Source organism: Shewanella sp. 1311 (genome assembly GCF_059338235.1).
The window spans coordinates 916,120-932,022 of the sequence record NZ_CM181686.1 but is presented as its reverse complement, the minus strand read 5'-3'; the positions used below and the strand labels follow the sequence as shown (position 1 = coordinate 932,022).

The window sequence follows — 15,903 nt, the reverse complement described above, 5'->3', positions numbered from 1 at the left end:
CGTTATCTGTAAGCGAAGCGTTCTGTCAACAGTCAACGTTTCCGGTTCCGTCAACCGTTATTGGTTTTAAATTTTCCAAGGAGAGGATATGAAGTTTCAAAAGCTAGAAGTCTGGCAACTTAGTTACGAATTATCATCTTCTATTTATATAGCAACAAAAGACCTCCGAGATTGGGGCTTCAGAGATCAAATTACTCGGTCTGGCCTTTCTGTTCCGTCAAATATTGCTGAGGGAATGGAACGTTATGGCGCTAAAGAGCAAATACAGTTTTTATATATTGCTAAAGCTTCGCTTGCGGAATTGATTACGCAAGCCATGATTGGTAAAGATATTGGTTATTTAGAACCAAATTATGTTGATGAATTACTAATAAAAACTGAAAGATTATCCGCTATGCTAGCTGGGTTAATCAAATCGATTAAAGGTCGAAATTCAGAAAATAAATAAGCGCACGCCGCTTTGCGGCTACAGAACGTCACTACGTGACTCACGGATGTTACTAAGATAACGGAACGTCACTACGTGACTTACGGATAACGGAAGGGGCTTCGCCCTTTACGGAAAACAAATTATTTGTTGCTTTTACCGTTATCTGTGAGCGGAGCGTTCCGTCAACGTTCTTAGCTTTGCTTTTACCGTTATCTGTAAGCGAAGCGTTCTGTCAACCGTCAACGGTAACCCGTCCACCGTCTACGAGAACTAAAACAACGAGATAAGTTTTAAATGTCTAATGAAATAAACAAATATATACAAGATGCAAAGTTTCCGCCGGCTGTGCAAGATGACGAAATTGATCTTCGTGAACTTTTTTCGGTCATCTGGCAAGGCAAATGGTTAATCATTGCCATTACGGCAGTATTCGCTATTGGTTCTGTGGTATTTGCGATAATGCAACCCAATATATATAAGTCTGAGGCATTACTGGCCCCGGCAGCTGAAGAACAAGGTGGTGGGTTAAGTGCCTTAGCCTCTCAATTTGGCGGCTTAGCTAGTCTTGCTGGTGTTAATTTAGGTGCTAAGGGTGGCACAGATAAAACCCAGCTTGCCATTGAGGTATTAAAATCTCGCCAATTTACTAGCGATTTTATTCAAAAGCATAATATTCTCTCCGACTTAATGGCCGCCAAAAAATGGGATCGTGATACAGATAAAATTATCTATGATGAAGATACCTATAGTGAAGTCACGAATACTTGGTTACGAGAAGTCGACGCGCCTTTAAAACCAGAGCCTTCTATGCAAGAAGCGTATAAAGTTTTCAGTAAGATCTTATCTGTTAACTCGGATAAAGAAACCGGAATGGTAACATTATCAATTGAGCATTTATCCCCAACGGTTGCAGAGCAATGGGCTTCATGGTTGGTGCAAGATATTAATAAGGTGATGAAAGAGCGTGATGTGGCCGAGGCCAATCGCAGCAGTGAATTTTTAAATAAGCAAATCGCTTTAACTAATGTCGCCGATATCAAAACCATTCTTTATAAGTTAGTCGAAGAACAAGCAAAAACCATCATGTTCGCCGAAGTACGAGACGAATACGTATTTAAAACCATAGACCCAGCCTTCGCACCCGAAGAAAAGGCTAAACCGAAGCGCGCTTTAATTTGTGTATTAGGCACTATGCTCGGCGGTATGTTAGGTGTGATGTTTGTATTGGTAAGACATTTTATGAGAAAAGAGCATATTGGGACAGTTTGAAGAAAAACAGTAAAACCTACGCTCTGCAAGGGATAGCGAAGATCACGTTGTCTCAAAATGGATAAAAAGTGCCTCTGGTTGGTTTGAAAGGCTGAGATGAGAAAGTGAAAATTCTCAGATAAATTTTATGTATTTCGTTTAGTTGGAACTCAATCTATGAATAACAATCTTGAAAACTTGAACATCGGTATTATTGGGTTAGGGTATGTAGGATTACCTTTAGCTGTAGAGTTTGGTAAGCAATACAATACAATTGGTTTTGACATCAATGAACCACGAGTAAATGATTTACGCTTGGGTAATGACTCAACATTAGAATGCTCAAGCTCAGAACTGGCAGAGGCTAATTTACTAAAGTACACCTGTAAATTAGAGGATATAAAAGACTGCAACTTTTATATCGTAACGGTTCCTACACCTATTGATAGCAGCAATGCACCCGATTTGACACCATTGAGAAAGGCTTCTGAAGCGTTGGGGAAAGTGATTTCTGTCAATGATATCGTTGTTTTCGAGTCAACAGTATACCCAGGTGCCACAGAAGAGGTCTGTTTACCTATCATTGAACGAGTGTCAGGTTTAAAGTTTAACAAGGACTTTTTTGCAGGTTATAGTCCAGAGCGAATTAATCCAGGTGATAAAGTTAACCGCTTAACGACCATTGTTAAAATCACATCTGGATCAACGCCTCAAATAGCAGACTTTGTTGATTCTGTATATCGCTCAGTGGTGACCGCTGGCACTCATAAAGCTTCATCAATTAAAGTTGCTGAAGCGGCTAAAGTGATTGAAAACACTCAGCGTGATTTGAATATTGCGATTATCAACGAGTTTGCCAAAATTTTTAATCGTTTGGATATTGATACGGAAGAAGTGCTAAAAGCAGCTGGCACGAAGTGGAATTTCTTACCGTTCAAACCAGGTTTAGTAGGTGGCCATTGCATCAGTGTTGATCCTTATTATCTAACACATAAAGCTAAAGAAGTGGGCTATATGCCTGAGGTTATTTTGGCTGGACGTCGCATTAATGACGGTATGGGAAGTTATGTAGCAACCCAAATGGTGAAAAAACTCGCGAGCAAAAAGATTCATATTGACGAAGCAAATGTGCTTGTTATGGGGTTCACCTTCAAAGGTGATTGTCCTGATGTGCGAAATACCAAGGTTGTTGAAATAATTAAAGAACTTCAAAGTTTCAATATTAATGTAGATGTACATGATACTTGGGCTGACCCTGCGGAAGTTAAACATGAATATGGAATTGAACTGACTTCAGAGCTAAAAGAAAATTATTATGACGGTATTATTTTGGCAGTAGATCATAGTGAGCTTAAGGAAATGGGAATCGAAAAAGTAAGAGCTCTTGGTAAGGAAAATCATGTTGTTTACGATGTGAAATATGTATTTCCTCTTGAAGCCGCAGATATTCGTCTATGAGGATAAACATAATGAAAAAATTCGCTTTAATCGGTACCGGTGGTTACATCGCTCCTCGTCATTTGAAAGCAATCAAAGATACAGGAAACGATTTAGTTGTTGCTATGGATATCAATGACTCAGTTGGCATTATGGACATGCATTTCCCAGAGTCTGAGTTCTTTACAGAGTTTGAAGATTTTGCGGCTTATGTAGAAGATGAAGCTCTAAAAGGCAACAAGCTTGATTACATCTCTATTTGCTCACCGAATTACCTTCATGCACCACAGATGAAGTTTGCCTTAAAAAATGGCATAGATGTTATCTGTGAAAAACCATTAGTTTTGAGTTCAAAAGAGATTGATACATTAAAAGTGTATGAAGAAAAATATGGCGCTAAGGTCAACAGTATTCTTCAATTACGCTTACATCCATCAATTATTGCTTTGCGTGAAAAGGTTCAAAATAGCCCTGCTGATAAAGTATTTGATGTTGAACTTACATACATGACATCTCGTGGTAAGTGGTATTTAAAATCATGGAAAGGTGTTGATGAGAAGTCTGGCGGGGTTGCAACTAACGTCGGTGTACATTTCTTTGATATGCTTCATTTTATCTTTGGTGAAATTAAGTTTAATGAAGTTCATTATAAAGATGAACAAACAGTTGCTGGTTATTTGGAATATGAGAGAGCGCGTGTTAAGTGGTTCTTGTCTATCGATGCAAATAACTTACCTGAAAACGCTATTCAAGGCGAAAAGAAAACATATCGTAGTATTATGATCGGTGATGAAGAGCTAGAATTTTCAGGTGGTTTCACTGACTTACACACTCAAAGCTATGAGAATGTCTTAGCTGGAAATGGTTATGGGCTTGAAGAGAACCGAACTGCTATTGAAACCGTAGAGAAAATACGTGATCAAAGAGTTGTTGCCAATCCAGAACACTATCATCCATTAATGTCAAAGTTAGTCTAACAATTTTGGAACCTACAAAAATGAATTATATGAAACACGAAACAGCGATTATTGATGAAGGTGCTGTGATTGGTAATGATTCAAGAGTATGGCATTGGGCGCACGTATGTGGTGGTGCGAGAATTGGTGATGGGGTTTCGTTAGGCCAAAACGTTTTTGTAGGTAACAAAGTTACCATTGGCAATAAATGTAAAATTCAGAACAACGTATCGGTGTACGATAATGTGCATTTAGAAGAAGGTGTGTTTTGCGGCCCAAGTATGGTTTTTACTAATGTATATAATCCTCGCTCGCTTATAGAGCGTAAGGATCAGTACTTAGATACCTTAGTAAAAAAAGGCGCGACTTTAGGAGCTAACTGTACTGTTGTATGTGGGATCACTATTGGAGAGTTTGCGTTTATTGGTGCTGGAACGGTTGTAAATAAAAATGTGAAACCTTTTGCATTAATGGTGGGCGTGCCAGCGAAACAAATTGGTTGGATGAGTGCTTACGGAGAGAAACTGGATTTACCTTTATCTGGTAATGCTAAAGCAATTTGTCCTTATACAAATGATGTTTATATACTCACTGATGATAATCTCACCCGTGAAGAATCAATATAGAATTGAGTAATACAAATGCAGTTTATAGATCTTGAAGCACAATATCTTCACTTAAAAGATAAAATTAATACCCGTATACAAAAAGTCCTAGATCATGGGCAATATATTATGGGGCCTGAAGTACAAGAGTTAGAGGAAAAACTAGCTGAATATGTAGGGGTAAAACACGCTATTACGTGTGCTAATGGCACCGATGCATTGACTTTAGCGATGATGGTTTTAGGTATCAAAGAAGGGGATGCTGTTTTTTGTCCGACATTTACCTTTTTTGCAACGGCTGAAGTCATTGCTTTCGAAGGTGCGATCCCTGTATTCGTTGATTCAGATCCAGACACATTTAATATTTGCCCTATTGACCTTGAAAAACGTATTAAAGCAACTATAGCAGAAGGTAATTTAACGCCAAAAGCTATTATTGCTGTTGATTTATTTGGTTTGCCTGCAAACTACCCTGAGCTCCAAAAAATAGCGGATAAGTATAACTTAAAATTAGTTGAAGATGCTGCCCAAGGTTTTGGCGGTAGTATTAATGGTGCAAGAGCAGGAAGTTTTGGTGATATCGCTACAACAAGTTTCTTTCCAGCAAAACCATTAGGTTGTTATGGTGATGGTGGTGCAATATTCACTAATAATGATGAATATGCTGAACTTATAAAGTCATATAGGGTTCATGGTAAAGGTACTGATAAATACGATAATGTCAGAATTGGAATGAACTCTCGATTGGATACTATTCAAGCTGCCATTTTGCTAGAAAAGCTAGCAGAATTTCCAACAGAACTTATCAATCGTAATCGAGCTGCAGAAAAATACGATAAATCATTAGCTGGTGAATGTAAAACGCCTCAAGTACCTGAAGGTTATACAAGTTCATGGGCGCAATATACTTTAGTCTCTGAAAATCGTGATGAAGCAATGGCTAATTATAAAGTACAAGGTATACCAACTATGATTTATTATGGGACTTGTATGCATCAGCAAACGGCTTTTGCATATTTATTTCATGATGAAAAAGATTTTCCTGTTGCATCACGCTTAGCTAATCAAGTATTTAGTCTTCCGATGCATCCATATTTAGGTGAGACAAGTCTCGAGTCTATCTGTTTAATTTCAAAATGAATGGTCTTTGGAGTAAAGCGTTAAAGGTGTTTTTGGGGACGTCTGTTTTACAGATGTCTTCAATCTTGAATTTTATCGTACTTGCCAGATTGCTGACTTCTCAAGATTTTGGTAACTTAAGGCAGTTGATGCTTGTTAATCAAATTGTCTTTTCAGCCCTTTTTGCAGCAGTTCCAATTTCTTTATTATATTTTTGTGGAAAGTTTACAGACTCTTCTGATAAAAAAAGTGTCGCAAGGAAGCATTTGATATTGATACTGAACTGTGGTCTGTTCTGTTCGCTCTGTTTGTTTATCTTTAAAGATGCTCTCTCCTTAATTTATGGAAACCCCGACCTCTCTGGTTTGTTAGAACTTTTCTTCATCTTTCCTCTTTTTTATATGGTTTACAATGCTGTACCAGCATTTCTGATCGCGCTAGATAGAACTAATTTGATTAAGTGGTATTGCCCTTTGGTGGCGTTTATCAATACTGGCGTTATTCTGTGTGCTGCTGCCTTTGCATCATTTTCAGTTGTCTTCAATATCTTAGTCATTACAGCTGGTATATCTGCTGTTATAGCTATATTTCTCCTTGGTCACCTAACGAAAACTAAGCCGTTGGATAAGGTTAATGAAAAGGGTCTCAGTTATTCAGATATTGTGAGCTATTCTTGGTTTCTTGTTGCCGCGGCAATGATCTCAATCTTAGGGAGTAAAATTGATCAGTTTGTTATCTCTAATAAACTAGGACTTGAGGTCTTCGCAATATATGTCGTAGGCGCATTTCAGGTGCCAATCTATAGCCTTATTCAATCGAGTGTTAATTCAGTGATGTTACCAGAGTTGACCTCCTGCATGGTTAATAATGAGTGGGATAAGTTACGACACTTATGGCGAGAATCAGTTGATAAAATTAGTTTTTTTGCTCTACCATTAGCTGCTTTTTTAACGGTATTTTCATATGAATTCATTTCACTGGTTTTTGGAGAGCAATATGGAGAGGCTTCTAAAATATTTTTAATTTTTTCATTATTAGCCCCCATTAAGTGCATATCATTCGGTTTGATCTTTAGGGCGTCTGGTAAACCTCAATATGATGTAATAGGTGCTTTGGTGTTTTTAGGACTGTCCACGGTACTAACATTTCTTGGTGTTACAATGTGGGGGGAATTAGGTGTTGCACTTGGTGTTGTAACAGCAACACTGTTATTGGCTTTGTTAATGAGTGTTTTGGTTAAAGTGCACACTAAAGGTGAAGTAGGTTTTTTTGATTTGTTACCTAGTTTTTTCTTTTATAGATTCCTTGGGTGGATATCTTTGTTTTTTGTTATTAAGAATATAATTGAGTGGTTTGAATCTTGAAGAACATGTTAAAACGTTTAGTAAAAGAAAATCGATTTCTTTATAACAAGTTATACAATCTGGGCTTTGTCACTAAGTTCAATATGCGGCAGTATTATTTCAATCGTGTAGTAAACTTCTTATCCGGTAAGAAACAAGGAAAGTATAATTGTGCCCATTACAGCTCTAGAGTGATTGCTGGTGATAAGTTAATATTAGAAGGTTCTCAGAAAGGTACTTACTGTAGCCTGGTTGTCAGTGGTGGTTGTTATATTCAAGCCGGAAATGGTATTTCAATTGGTGAAGGTACAATTTGGGCTCCTAATGTAGCATTGATAAGTGCTAATCATAATATGGAAGATGACCAGAAAACCTGGTCTAGTAGTGATGGTATAACTATTGGCAAGAATTGCTGGATTGGTACACATGTAACTATTTTACCGGGTGTAACTATTGGTAATAACTGTATAATAGCCGCTGGAGCAGTTGTAACTAAATCATTTTTACAAGATAACTTAACCCTCGCAGGCGTGCCTGCGAAAATTATTAAACTTAATAAGTAGGCTGTATTATCAGTATTAAAAATATGAAAATTTTAACTATTATTGGCGCTCGTCCACAATTTATTAAAGCGGCAACGGTTAGCCGAGTCGTTGCAGAACGTACAGATGTCACGGAGATTATTGTTCATACTGGTCAACATTTTGATGCAAATATGAGTGATGTTTTTTTTGATGAAATGGCTATTCCAAAACCTGATTATCAACTGAATATTGCTTCTCTAGGCCATGGTGCTATGACTGGTAGAATGCTAGAGGAAATAGAAAAAGTAATTATTATAGAAAAGCCTGATTGGGTTCTAATTTATGGTGATACTAACTCAACACTTGCAGGTGCTTTGGCTGCGTCTAAGTTACATGTGAAAGTTGCTCATGTTGAGGCTGGATTGCGATCGTTTAACATGAACATGCCGGAAGAGCAAAATCGAATCCTAGCTGATCGTTTAAGTAGTATATTATTCTGTCCAACTACCAAAGCAATTTCCAATTTAGAACAAGAAGGCTACAAGGCGATTGGTACTAAAATGATTAACATCGGAGATGTAATGTTTGATGCTGCAAAATATTATATGCCTAGAGCCAAAAGACCAGTTAGTTTAGATGAATCAATTGGACAAAAATTTATTTTAGCTACTATCCACAGGGCTGAGAATACTGACAATCTTAAAAGATTAGAAAATATTATTAGTGCTTTAAATGAATTGAATAAGTATATTCCTGTAGTTCTTCCTTTGCACCCTCGCACCAGAAATATTATTGATAAAACAAATCTGAAACTCGAAGTAAAAATTATTGAGCCAGTTGGTTATTTAGAGATGATTTATCTACTTAAACATTGTCAATTTGTTACTTCTGATAGTGGTGGTGTGCAAAAGGAAGCATATTTTTTTAATAAGCACTGCTTAATTTTACGAGAAGAAACAGAATGGACAGAGCTTGTTGATGTTGGTGCAAATACTATAGTAGGTGCAGATAAGGAAGTCATATTAAAAAATGCTCTATTTATCATGGAAAATGGCTCTAGAGTTGATGCATTCAATAAGGATTTTTATGGTAAGATGAATGCTGCATCACTGATAATTGAGAATATGTTAAATTTTAAACAGTAGGAGCTAATGATGAACATTTGTTTCATTACCAATTTACCAGTATGGTCACTTGGTAATCGTAAAGGAGCTCCTTCTTTTTATAATACATTGAAACTTTATTCTGATAAAGGATATGCGGTAACTCTTTTAACTACAGAAGTGGGTTTGGAGTTACCTGAGTTAGATAACCTTAAAATTATAGTGATCTCATCTTATATCGTGACGCAAAACCGTAAATTTAAAGGTGCCTTTAGATTATTTCATAAGTATTACTGTTATAATCAAAACCAGAAGGTTGGCGAAAAACTTTTGAATGTTCATGCCTCTCAATCTGATTTAATTTACTCTTATGAAATAGGTTACACGTTAGCTGCCAAAAGATTTTGTAAAAAAAATAACATACCTTTTGTATCTCGTTTTCAAGGAACGATTCTTACAGATTTAATTCAACCTGTTTCTCTGTTAAGAAAGTTTAAATTATCATGTCAGTTTCAAGATCATATTGCTGCTTTGAAATGCCCTGCAGATTTAACAATTATGACTGATGATGGGACAAAGGGACTAGAAATAATTAATAAGCTTAGGAGAGAGGATCATAATGTTTTGTTTATTAGGAATGGTGTCGACTTACCAGATCCCGATAGCATAAAAGCTGATGATTATCCTATATTCCATAGTGAGAAAGATATTGTATTCTCTTCTATATCTCGTGTCCAAAAGTGGAAGAGGTTAGATCGTTCATTAGAAATATTTGAAAGGTTCTTAAGTGTATACTCCAATGCAAAATATTATATTGTAGGTGATGGTCCTGATTTGGAAAGAATTGTGGGGGTGGTAAACTCTAAAGGTTTAACTTCACATGTTCACTTTTTAGGTGCACTCAACAAAGAACAAGTTTATAAATTACTATTAGATACTCATTATTTTCTATCAAGTTATGAATTAAGTAACTTAGGTAATCCATTGTTTGAAGCCATTACCTGTAATTGCCTTATCATCACGCTAAACAATGGTGCGACTAATGAGTTAATCACTGATATGGAAACAGGGATACTTTCAGATGAAGAGCTCTTTATTGAAAATGCAGACAAGTTAATTAAATTACATGATAAGGAAACTGTCATAAATTCAATCAAAGAAAATGCCCTAAAGAAGTTATCTGTTAATTTCTTGAATTGGGCGCAGCGAATGGAAAAAGAGCATAACAATGTTTCTCAATTGTTGCGAAAATAATATTGGGGGATGATTTGAATATTTTACTTGCTACTAATATGTACCCAAGTGAAGGGGCTCCCTCATATGGAATCTTTGTTAAAAACACTCATTTAGCTCTCATAAATAATCCGTTAACCCAGGTTCATCTATGTTCAATGACGTTGACATCAGCTAAATTAACGCCTTATATTTTTTTTATTGTAAGTTTATCTATTTACTTTTAACAAAAAAAATTGATTTAGTTTATTGTCATTTCATATCTAGGACTGCGCTTCTTGGAATTGTTGCTAAGTATTTATTTAGAAAAAAGTTGGTCTTTAATATACATGGTAGTGATTATTTGATTCCAGCACGTTCCAATGGTCTAATGCACAAGATTAATGAAAAAGCTTTGAGCGTTTCTGATGGAATTGTAGTTCCTTCCAAAGTTTTTTTGGCCACAATAAAAAGATTATCCCCTAATTTAATTAAAAATAAATTTATGGTATCGCCTTCAGGTGGAGTCCTATTACCTGATATGATTAAATATACATCCAAATCAGATATTTTAGATTGTTTGTATGTTGGTCACGTTCATCCTAATAAGGGGATTGATGTTTTAAAGAATGCACTTGAAGCAATAGATTTTAAGTTGACGATGACTGTAGTAGGAAAAAAAAGTCCAGACTACAACTTTGAGGTTCGTAATCCACTTGTTTCTATTAAACTGATTGGTGAAGTTGAGCAACATGAATTAGCAAACTTCTACAAACAATCTCATGTGCTGATATTTCCAACTTTATATTTTGAAAGTCTAGGGTTGGTACCTATAGAAGCCATGGCTTATGGTGTGCCCGTTATTGCAAGTGATTATGGTCCTGTCACTGAATATTTGATTGATCAGAGTAATGGTTATTTGTTTGAAAAGGGCAATCATGCTGAACTCTCTCATAAAATAAGAGAGTTTAGCCAGCTGTCGCAACTTGAAAAAAAACATTTTTCTCTAAATGCATTTAAAGTCGCTCAGCAATATTCCCGTGAAGAAGTCGTATCAAAGTTACACTGTTTTTTGGAGAGTTGTATTGAAACAAAATAGAGTGCTTGATTGCCCAATATATCTTGTGAATACTGAGCAGGCAAAAGCAGATATGAAATATTTTATAGATACTCAAGCTAGAGGGTATTTTGTTGCCATTAATGCTGAAAAAATTTATAGATATAAAAAAGATCATGTATTGAAAAATGTAATTGATAATTCTCTTTATCCATACCCCGATGGTGCAGGTGCGGTGTTATCTGGAAAGCTGTTTCATAAGATAAATAGTGAAAAAATTAACATGCCTATTTTAGCTTTAGAGCAAGCAAATAAATATTGTTGGCGTGTCTTTATTTATGGTGCTAAAGAGGATGTTCATAACATCGCGTTAGAAAAAATTAAGCAGCAATATCCCAATATTGAAATCGTTGGTCATATGCATGGTTTTAACTGCCAGGAATCTGCTTTAAATGAAATAAAAATAACGCAGCCACAGCTTATTATGCTTGCTTTGGGCTCTCCTAAACAAGAGTATTTTGCATACAAATGTACAACTGAAGGTGCTGAAGGAATATTCATTGGTTGTGGTGGAGCTCTCGATATCATAAGTGGTAACTTAAAGCGTGCGCCGTTTTTTTTTATTAATAATGGACTTGAATGGTTGTATCGCCTAATTCAAGAACCATGGCGATTGAAAAGGCAAATGGTTTTATTTAAATTTTTATTTAGTGTCATATATCACCTTTTTTTTATTAGGAATAAGTAGTAAAATTCAATATATGTATCAAAATAATTATTTCAAATTTTCCAGAATAGATATTGGTCATATGCTGATGATATGGCTAATGTCTTTAACCTTGACCATAGATGCTGTAACTGGTTGGTCTATGCTTACCTTAAAGGTTAACTTTGGGTTATCGGCTCTTGTAAAAGGGGCTGTGTTATTTGGTTGTTTTTATTATTTATTACGATTCAACCCACTTCACTTTATTTTTGCAGCTGTTACTTTTTTGCTCTTAAATGTCGGTGAGATTTTAAATATTTTTGAGACTGGAGATACTAGCAAGTCTGTTTATTCAATTCTCCATACTACCAAACTAATAACCCCTTTTCTGGTTTTTTTATACATAAAAGAGCTTTTAATTAGACGACCTTATTTTTTAAATAAAATTAAAACTGTGATTAAGGTTAATTTGTATGTGTTCTTTTTTATAGTTTCCCTCGGGTTGTTAGGTTACGGTTTTAGTACTTATGGCAGTAAGTCAGCAGGAGAAGGTGTCGGAATAAAGGGTTTTTTTTATGCAGGGAATGAAATATCTGCTGTTTTTATTTTACTTTCAGCTTGGCTTCTTTTTCACTGTGTAAATAACTTTAGGAAATATTGCATTGCTTCCATTTTCGTTTTGTTTTTTGGTGTAAGCATTGCTACCAAATCTGCCATGTTGGGCGCAGTTTCCCTTTGTTTATTTATACCATTATTTTATGAAAGGAAAAAAATTTTTCACTTGACCTTATATAAAAGTGTTTTTATTGCATTAGCTATTTGTTTTATTGCTGCTTTATATTATATTTTCTTTGTCTCTGTAGCTGATAATTTAATAGTTAATAGGTTGGTATATATATATAATAATCAAGGTATCTTAGGGTTAGTACTTTCTGGTCGTGAAGCTTTTTTAGAAAATCTGTTTTCTTATTTCGTATATGGAGACTCCGTGACCAGTTATTTATTTGGAAACGGTGTTTCATATTATGTAACTAGCGACAAAGTTTCTTCTGAGATTGATTTTGCTGATATTGTACTGTGGAATGGTTTTTTAGGCCTATTTTTAGTCATATTCATGTATATCTTGTTAGTAGCAAAGTGCTTTAAAGAGTTTTTCAACGAGTCTTTCCTTTATGCACCAGGATTAGTTATGTTAAACTTATTGTTGCTATCAATTTCTAATTTTAGTGGGCATATATTTACTTCTGGTATGTTAGGAGTTTTTTGGGGCATAATAAATGTATTTGCTTATGTTCGCATCGGGGAAATGACTTCTATTGTTTATAGATGATATTTTATCTCATCATACCTTCATTTTTTATTGCGTATTCTTATTATTATATTAGATTATTTTGATTCGGTTCATTTGTAGTAATGCCATTTTCGGCTCGGATACCGTGTGGAAACTTAAGTTTAATGAACGCAATTAAAAGTAACCGTAAAAAGCGTAGTGCCCTTATCTCGGCATCTAGAGTTTCACAATCAATGTCAAGTCTATTGAGGAAGTTATGTTTTCGACTCTATAAATCAATAGTTTAGTAAATTAAATAAGACAGTTTTGAGACACATTCTTAAAACTGTCTCATTTTCAGTTTTCATTCAGCCAAATTGATTATTTTGTCCATTATCTTATGTTATCATAACTCATTGTCACTATTGGGCAAAGATTACTCAAGTCTCTTGGTTATCGTGGATAGGTAATTGCCTTGTTTTGAGTTATTTATTGAAATATCAGTAGTGTGAGTTTTATCCCGTATGAAGCATTTTGTCAAAAATCGAGTCCAGTATGTCGACCAGCTTTTCATTAGTCAGTGTATTTATTAGTTCATTCATTTGCTTGTTTGTATTCCGAAAAATTGCAAGGAAAATAGGCTTGGTAGACAAACCAAATGAGCGCAAGCTGCATGTTGGTCAGATCCCTTTAATTGGCGGCCTTGCGGTATTTACCGCTATCATTTTTAACATCTGCTTAGCCTTAGACGTCGACAGCTGCATGATGATCTATATGGCTTGCTCAACGGTGTTAATCGTCTTAGGTGTACTCGATGATCGCTTTGATTTAAGTTTCAAATCTCGCTTAGTGGTTCAGGCTGGTATTTCGTTAGCGATGATTTTAGTCGGCGAGAACAGTCTTCACTACCTAGGTGCTATGTTTACAGCCGAGGCCTTTGTTATCCCGACTGCTATTAGCTACGTCGTGACCATTTTTGCAGTGATAGGGGCAATCAATGCGTTCAACATGGTGGATGGTATTGATGGGCTATTAGGGGGGCTTGCATCGGTTACCTTCTCGGCATTAGGTTTGATGTTTTATCTTGCGGGTAACATAGGATTAGCGACATTTTGTTTGCTGTTTGCTGTGGCAATGCTGCCTTATATCATGCTCAATCTTGGCTTCCCTCTAGGTACTCGTTACAAGGTGTTTATGGGAGACGCCGGTAGCATGTTTATCGGTTTTACTGTGATTTGGTTACTGATTGTTGCAAGCCAAGGTGAGCGAGCGACGGCTATCCGCCCTGTTACGGCACTTTGGTTAATTGCGCTGCCCCTTATGGATATGGTGTGCATCATGATCCGTCGCATTCGTAAAGGCCAATCGCCGTTTAAGCCAGATCGAGAACATTTGCACCATATCTGTCAACGTGTGGGCTTGTCATCCCACATGTCATTATTAGTTATTTGTGCTGCTGCAAGTATGATGGCTGCAATTGGAATTTGGTCTGAGCTTGCTAAAGTGAGTGAAAATATTATGTTTTTTGCATTTTTAGCCACTTTTACTTTGTATTTTATCGTTATGAATAATATATGGCGCATTACTGCATTTTTGCGTAGAGACTTTAAATTTACTAAGTCTATTTAATAGCTTAAATAGAGCAGTACATTTCTGTTGCTTCATGGCTTATCTGTTTCATCTGTTACTGCTATAATTCTGTGTCATTTTTTTGAAATAAAATGTTATTAAAGTCATTTTTATGATGATGTATTTGGCTTAAGGAAGAGATTATGGAATACCTCATACCACTTGTTACTGTGTTTTGCTTAACCTGTGTTGCAATTAAAGTGTTTAACCCTATTGCTCAACGGGTCGGTTTAGTTGATTTACCGAATGAACGTAAGTTACATGTCGGTGCTATCCCTTTGATTGGTGGCATTTCTATTTATTTTAGTGTGCTACTTGTTTCTAGTATCGTCATCGAGCAGAGTCAAGTTTTTAACCTATACCTGATTTCAGCTGCATTAATCCTTTTTCTGGGTGTCCTTGACGATAGATATGATCTTTCAGTACGGGTGAGAATGGCTGCACAGGTGATTACTGCATCCATATTGATCTTTGGTGCAGGACTGTATTTAACATCATTTGGTCACATTCTACATTTTTTTGATTTTAAATTAGGCTATCTAGGCATTGTTGTTACAGTTTTAGCCGTTATAGGCGCAATCAATGCTTTTAACATGGTAGATGGTATCGATGGTTTGGCTGGCATGCTGAGTTTAGTTACCTTTTCATCTTTAGCTTTTTTGTTTTATTGGGCTGATAACAGCTGGTTTATGTTACCTCTGTTGTTTATCGGCGCAATTGTTGGGTACTTGCTTTTCAATTTGAAATGGCCGTTTCCTTCTTTTGAAAAAATATTCATGGGTGACGCGGGGAGTATGCTAATCGGTTTGACTGTCGTTTGGATGCTTGTTATTGGTACTCAACCTGATACGAGTGTGTTTAGCCCTGTCACTGCGTTATATTTAATCGCTATTCCGCTCATGGATATGACAGCAATTATGTATAGACGTGTAAAAAAGGGCATGTCGCCATTCAAGCCCGACCGTGATCACTTGCACCATATCTTTGAGCGTGCTGGCTACAATCGTAAGCAGACATTGATCCGTATTTCATTAGCGTCTTTATTGCTTGCTGTTATCGGTGTCGCAGCTGAGATTGCACATGTTCCTGAATCGATTATGTTTATTACTTTTTTGGTTATTTTTGCAGCGTACAATTGGGCTCTATCTAATGTATGGCAATTATTGACTTGGATTCGTAAGTAATCGCTCTTATAAATAGTTAGTTTCAAAATGCCAATTCAATTCAATTCAATTCAATTGAATTGGCATTTTGCTTTTTATCA

General features: G+C 36.0%; 15 protein-coding genes. All 15 read left to right on the top strand.

Going from position 1 to position 15,903, the window contains the following annotated elements; genetic code table 11:
- The first annotated feature begins 88 nt into the window (after window positions 1–88).
- The 15 genes from AC5YB3_RS04180 (at window position 89) to wecA (AC5YB3_RS04110) (ending at window position 15,823) form a co-directional block, all read left to right on the top strand.
- Window positions 89–448 carry a four helix bundle protein gene (locus AC5YB3_RS04180; RefSeq protein WP_006085588.1) on the top strand — a complete coding sequence of 120 codons (360 nt, stop codon included), beginning with the start codon at window positions 89–91 and terminating at the stop codon, window positions 446–448.
- A 276-nt stretch (window positions 449–724) separates the two neighbouring features.
- Window positions 725–1,699, top strand: a complete 975-nt coding sequence (locus AC5YB3_RS04175; protein WP_494526633.1) for a Wzz/FepE/Etk N-terminal domain-containing protein — start codon at window positions 725–727, stop codon at window positions 1,697–1,699.
- A 156-nt stretch (window positions 1,700–1,855) separates the two neighbouring features.
- The gene (gene tviB, locus AC5YB3_RS04170; RefSeq protein WP_494526632.1) at window positions 1,856–3,136 is read left to right on the top strand and encodes a Vi polysaccharide biosynthesis UDP-N-acetylglucosamine C-6 dehydrogenase TviB; all 1,281 of its coding nucleotides are present in this window, start codon (window positions 1,856–1,858) and stop codon (window positions 3,134–3,136) included.
- A gap of 11 nt (window positions 3,137–3,147) precedes the next feature.
- On the top strand, window positions 3,148–4,092 hold the full coding sequence (locus tag AC5YB3_RS04165) for a Gfo/Idh/MocA family protein (RefSeq protein ID WP_494526631.1): 945 nt from the start codon (window positions 3,148–3,150) through the stop codon (window positions 4,090–4,092).
- Between the two features lie 20 nt (window positions 4,093–4,112).
- Window positions 4,113–4,697, top strand: a complete 585-nt coding sequence (locus AC5YB3_RS04160; protein WP_494526630.1) for an acyltransferase — start codon at window positions 4,113–4,115, stop codon at window positions 4,695–4,697.
- Window positions 4,698–4,712: 15 nt separating this feature from the next.
- Window positions 4,713–5,816 (top strand): DegT/DnrJ/EryC1/StrS family aminotransferase, encoded by a 1,104-nt coding sequence (locus tag AC5YB3_RS04155; protein ID WP_494526629.1) that lies wholly within the window; start codon window positions 4,713–4,715, stop codon window positions 5,814–5,816.
- Between the two features lie 65 nt (window positions 5,817–5,881).
- Entirely contained in the window at window positions 5,882–7,159 is a 1,278-nt protein-coding gene (locus tag AC5YB3_RS04150) for a lipopolysaccharide biosynthesis protein (RefSeq protein ID WP_494526628.1), read from the top strand.
- A gap of 5 nt (window positions 7,160–7,164) precedes the next feature.
- Window positions 7,165–7,701, top strand: coding sequence for an acyltransferase (locus AC5YB3_RS04145; RefSeq protein ID WP_494527163.1), 537 nt, complete (start codon window positions 7,165–7,167; stop codon window positions 7,699–7,701).
- A 23-nt stretch (window positions 7,702–7,724) separates the two neighbouring features.
- The gene (wecB, locus tag AC5YB3_RS04140; protein ID WP_494526627.1) at window positions 7,725–8,807 is read left to right on the top strand and encodes a non-hydrolyzing UDP-N-acetylglucosamine 2-epimerase; all 1,083 of its coding nucleotides are present in this window, start codon (window positions 7,725–7,727) and stop codon (window positions 8,805–8,807) included.
- 6 nt (window positions 8,808–8,813) lie between these two features.
- Window positions 8,814–10,019 carry a glycosyltransferase family 4 protein gene (locus AC5YB3_RS04135; RefSeq protein ID WP_494526626.1) on the top strand — a complete coding sequence of 402 codons (1,206 nt, stop codon included), beginning with the start codon at window positions 8,814–8,816 and terminating at the stop codon, window positions 10,017–10,019.
- A 322-nt stretch (window positions 10,020–10,341) separates the two neighbouring features.
- The gene (locus AC5YB3_RS04130; RefSeq protein ID WP_494526625.1) at window positions 10,342–11,076 is read left to right on the top strand and encodes a glycosyltransferase family 4 protein; all 735 of its coding nucleotides are present in this window, start codon (window positions 10,342–10,344) and stop codon (window positions 11,074–11,076) included.
- Complete coding sequence (locus tag AC5YB3_RS04125; protein WP_494526624.1) at window positions 11,063–11,782, top strand: WecB/TagA/CpsF family glycosyltransferase; 720 nt, start codon at window positions 11,063–11,065, stop codon at window positions 11,780–11,782. Before AC5YB3_RS04130 ends, AC5YB3_RS04125 begins: the two co-directional genes overlap by 14 nt.
- Before the next feature lie 79 nt (window positions 11,783–11,861).
- Entirely contained in the window at window positions 11,862–13,070 is a 1,209-nt protein-coding gene (locus AC5YB3_RS04120; protein ID WP_494526623.1) for an O-antigen ligase family protein, read from the top strand.
- Between the two features lie 495 nt (window positions 13,071–13,565).
- Window positions 13,566–14,639 carry a UDP-N-acetylglucosamine--undecaprenyl-phosphate N-acetylglucosaminephosphotransferase gene (gene wecA / locus AC5YB3_RS04115; protein WP_494526622.1) on the top strand — a complete coding sequence of 358 codons (1,074 nt, stop codon included), beginning with the start codon at window positions 13,566–13,568 and terminating at the stop codon, window positions 14,637–14,639.
- Window positions 14,640–14,782: 143 nt separating this feature from the next.
- The gene (gene wecA / locus AC5YB3_RS04110; protein WP_494526621.1) at window positions 14,783–15,823 is read left to right on the top strand and encodes a UDP-N-acetylglucosamine--undecaprenyl-phosphate N-acetylglucosaminephosphotransferase; all 1,041 of its coding nucleotides are present in this window, start codon (window positions 14,783–14,785) and stop codon (window positions 15,821–15,823) included.
- Window positions 15,824–15,903: the final 80 nt, after the last annotated feature.

Coding starts and splice junctions, on each gene's coding strand:
- AC5YB3_RS04180 (WP_006085588.1), top strand. CDS start 89: ATGAAGTTTCAAAAGCTAGAAGTCTGGCAACTTAGTTACGAATTATCA.
- AC5YB3_RS04175 (WP_494526633.1), top strand. CDS start 725: ATGTCTAATGAAATAAACAAATATATACAAGATGCAAAGTTTCCGCCG.
- tviB (WP_494526632.1), top strand. CDS start 1,856: ATGAATAACAATCTTGAAAACTTGAACATCGGTATTATTGGGTTAGGG.
- AC5YB3_RS04165 (WP_494526631.1), top strand. CDS start 3,148: ATGAAAAAATTCGCTTTAATCGGTACCGGTGGTTACATCGCTCCTCGT.
- AC5YB3_RS04160 (WP_494526630.1), top strand. CDS start 4,113: ATGAATTATATGAAACACGAAACAGCGATTATTGATGAAGGTGCTGTG.
- AC5YB3_RS04155 (WP_494526629.1), top strand. CDS start 4,713: ATGCAGTTTATAGATCTTGAAGCACAATATCTTCACTTAAAAGATAAA.
- AC5YB3_RS04145 (WP_494527163.1), top strand. CDS start 7,165: ATGTTAAAACGTTTAGTAAAAGAAAATCGATTTCTTTATAACAAGTTA.
- wecB (WP_494526627.1), top strand. CDS start 7,725: ATGAAAATTTTAACTATTATTGGCGCTCGTCCACAATTTATTAAAGCG.
- AC5YB3_RS04135 (WP_494526626.1), top strand. CDS start 8,814: ATGATGAACATTTGTTTCATTACCAATTTACCAGTATGGTCACTTGGT.
- AC5YB3_RS04120 (WP_494526623.1), top strand. CDS start 11,862: ATGTCTTTAACCTTGACCATAGATGCTGTAACTGGTTGGTCTATGCTT.
- wecA (WP_494526622.1), top strand. CDS start 13,566: ATGTCGACCAGCTTTTCATTAGTCAGTGTATTTATTAGTTCATTCATT.
- wecA (WP_494526621.1), top strand. CDS start 14,783: ATGGAATACCTCATACCACTTGTTACTGTGTTTTGCTTAACCTGTGTT.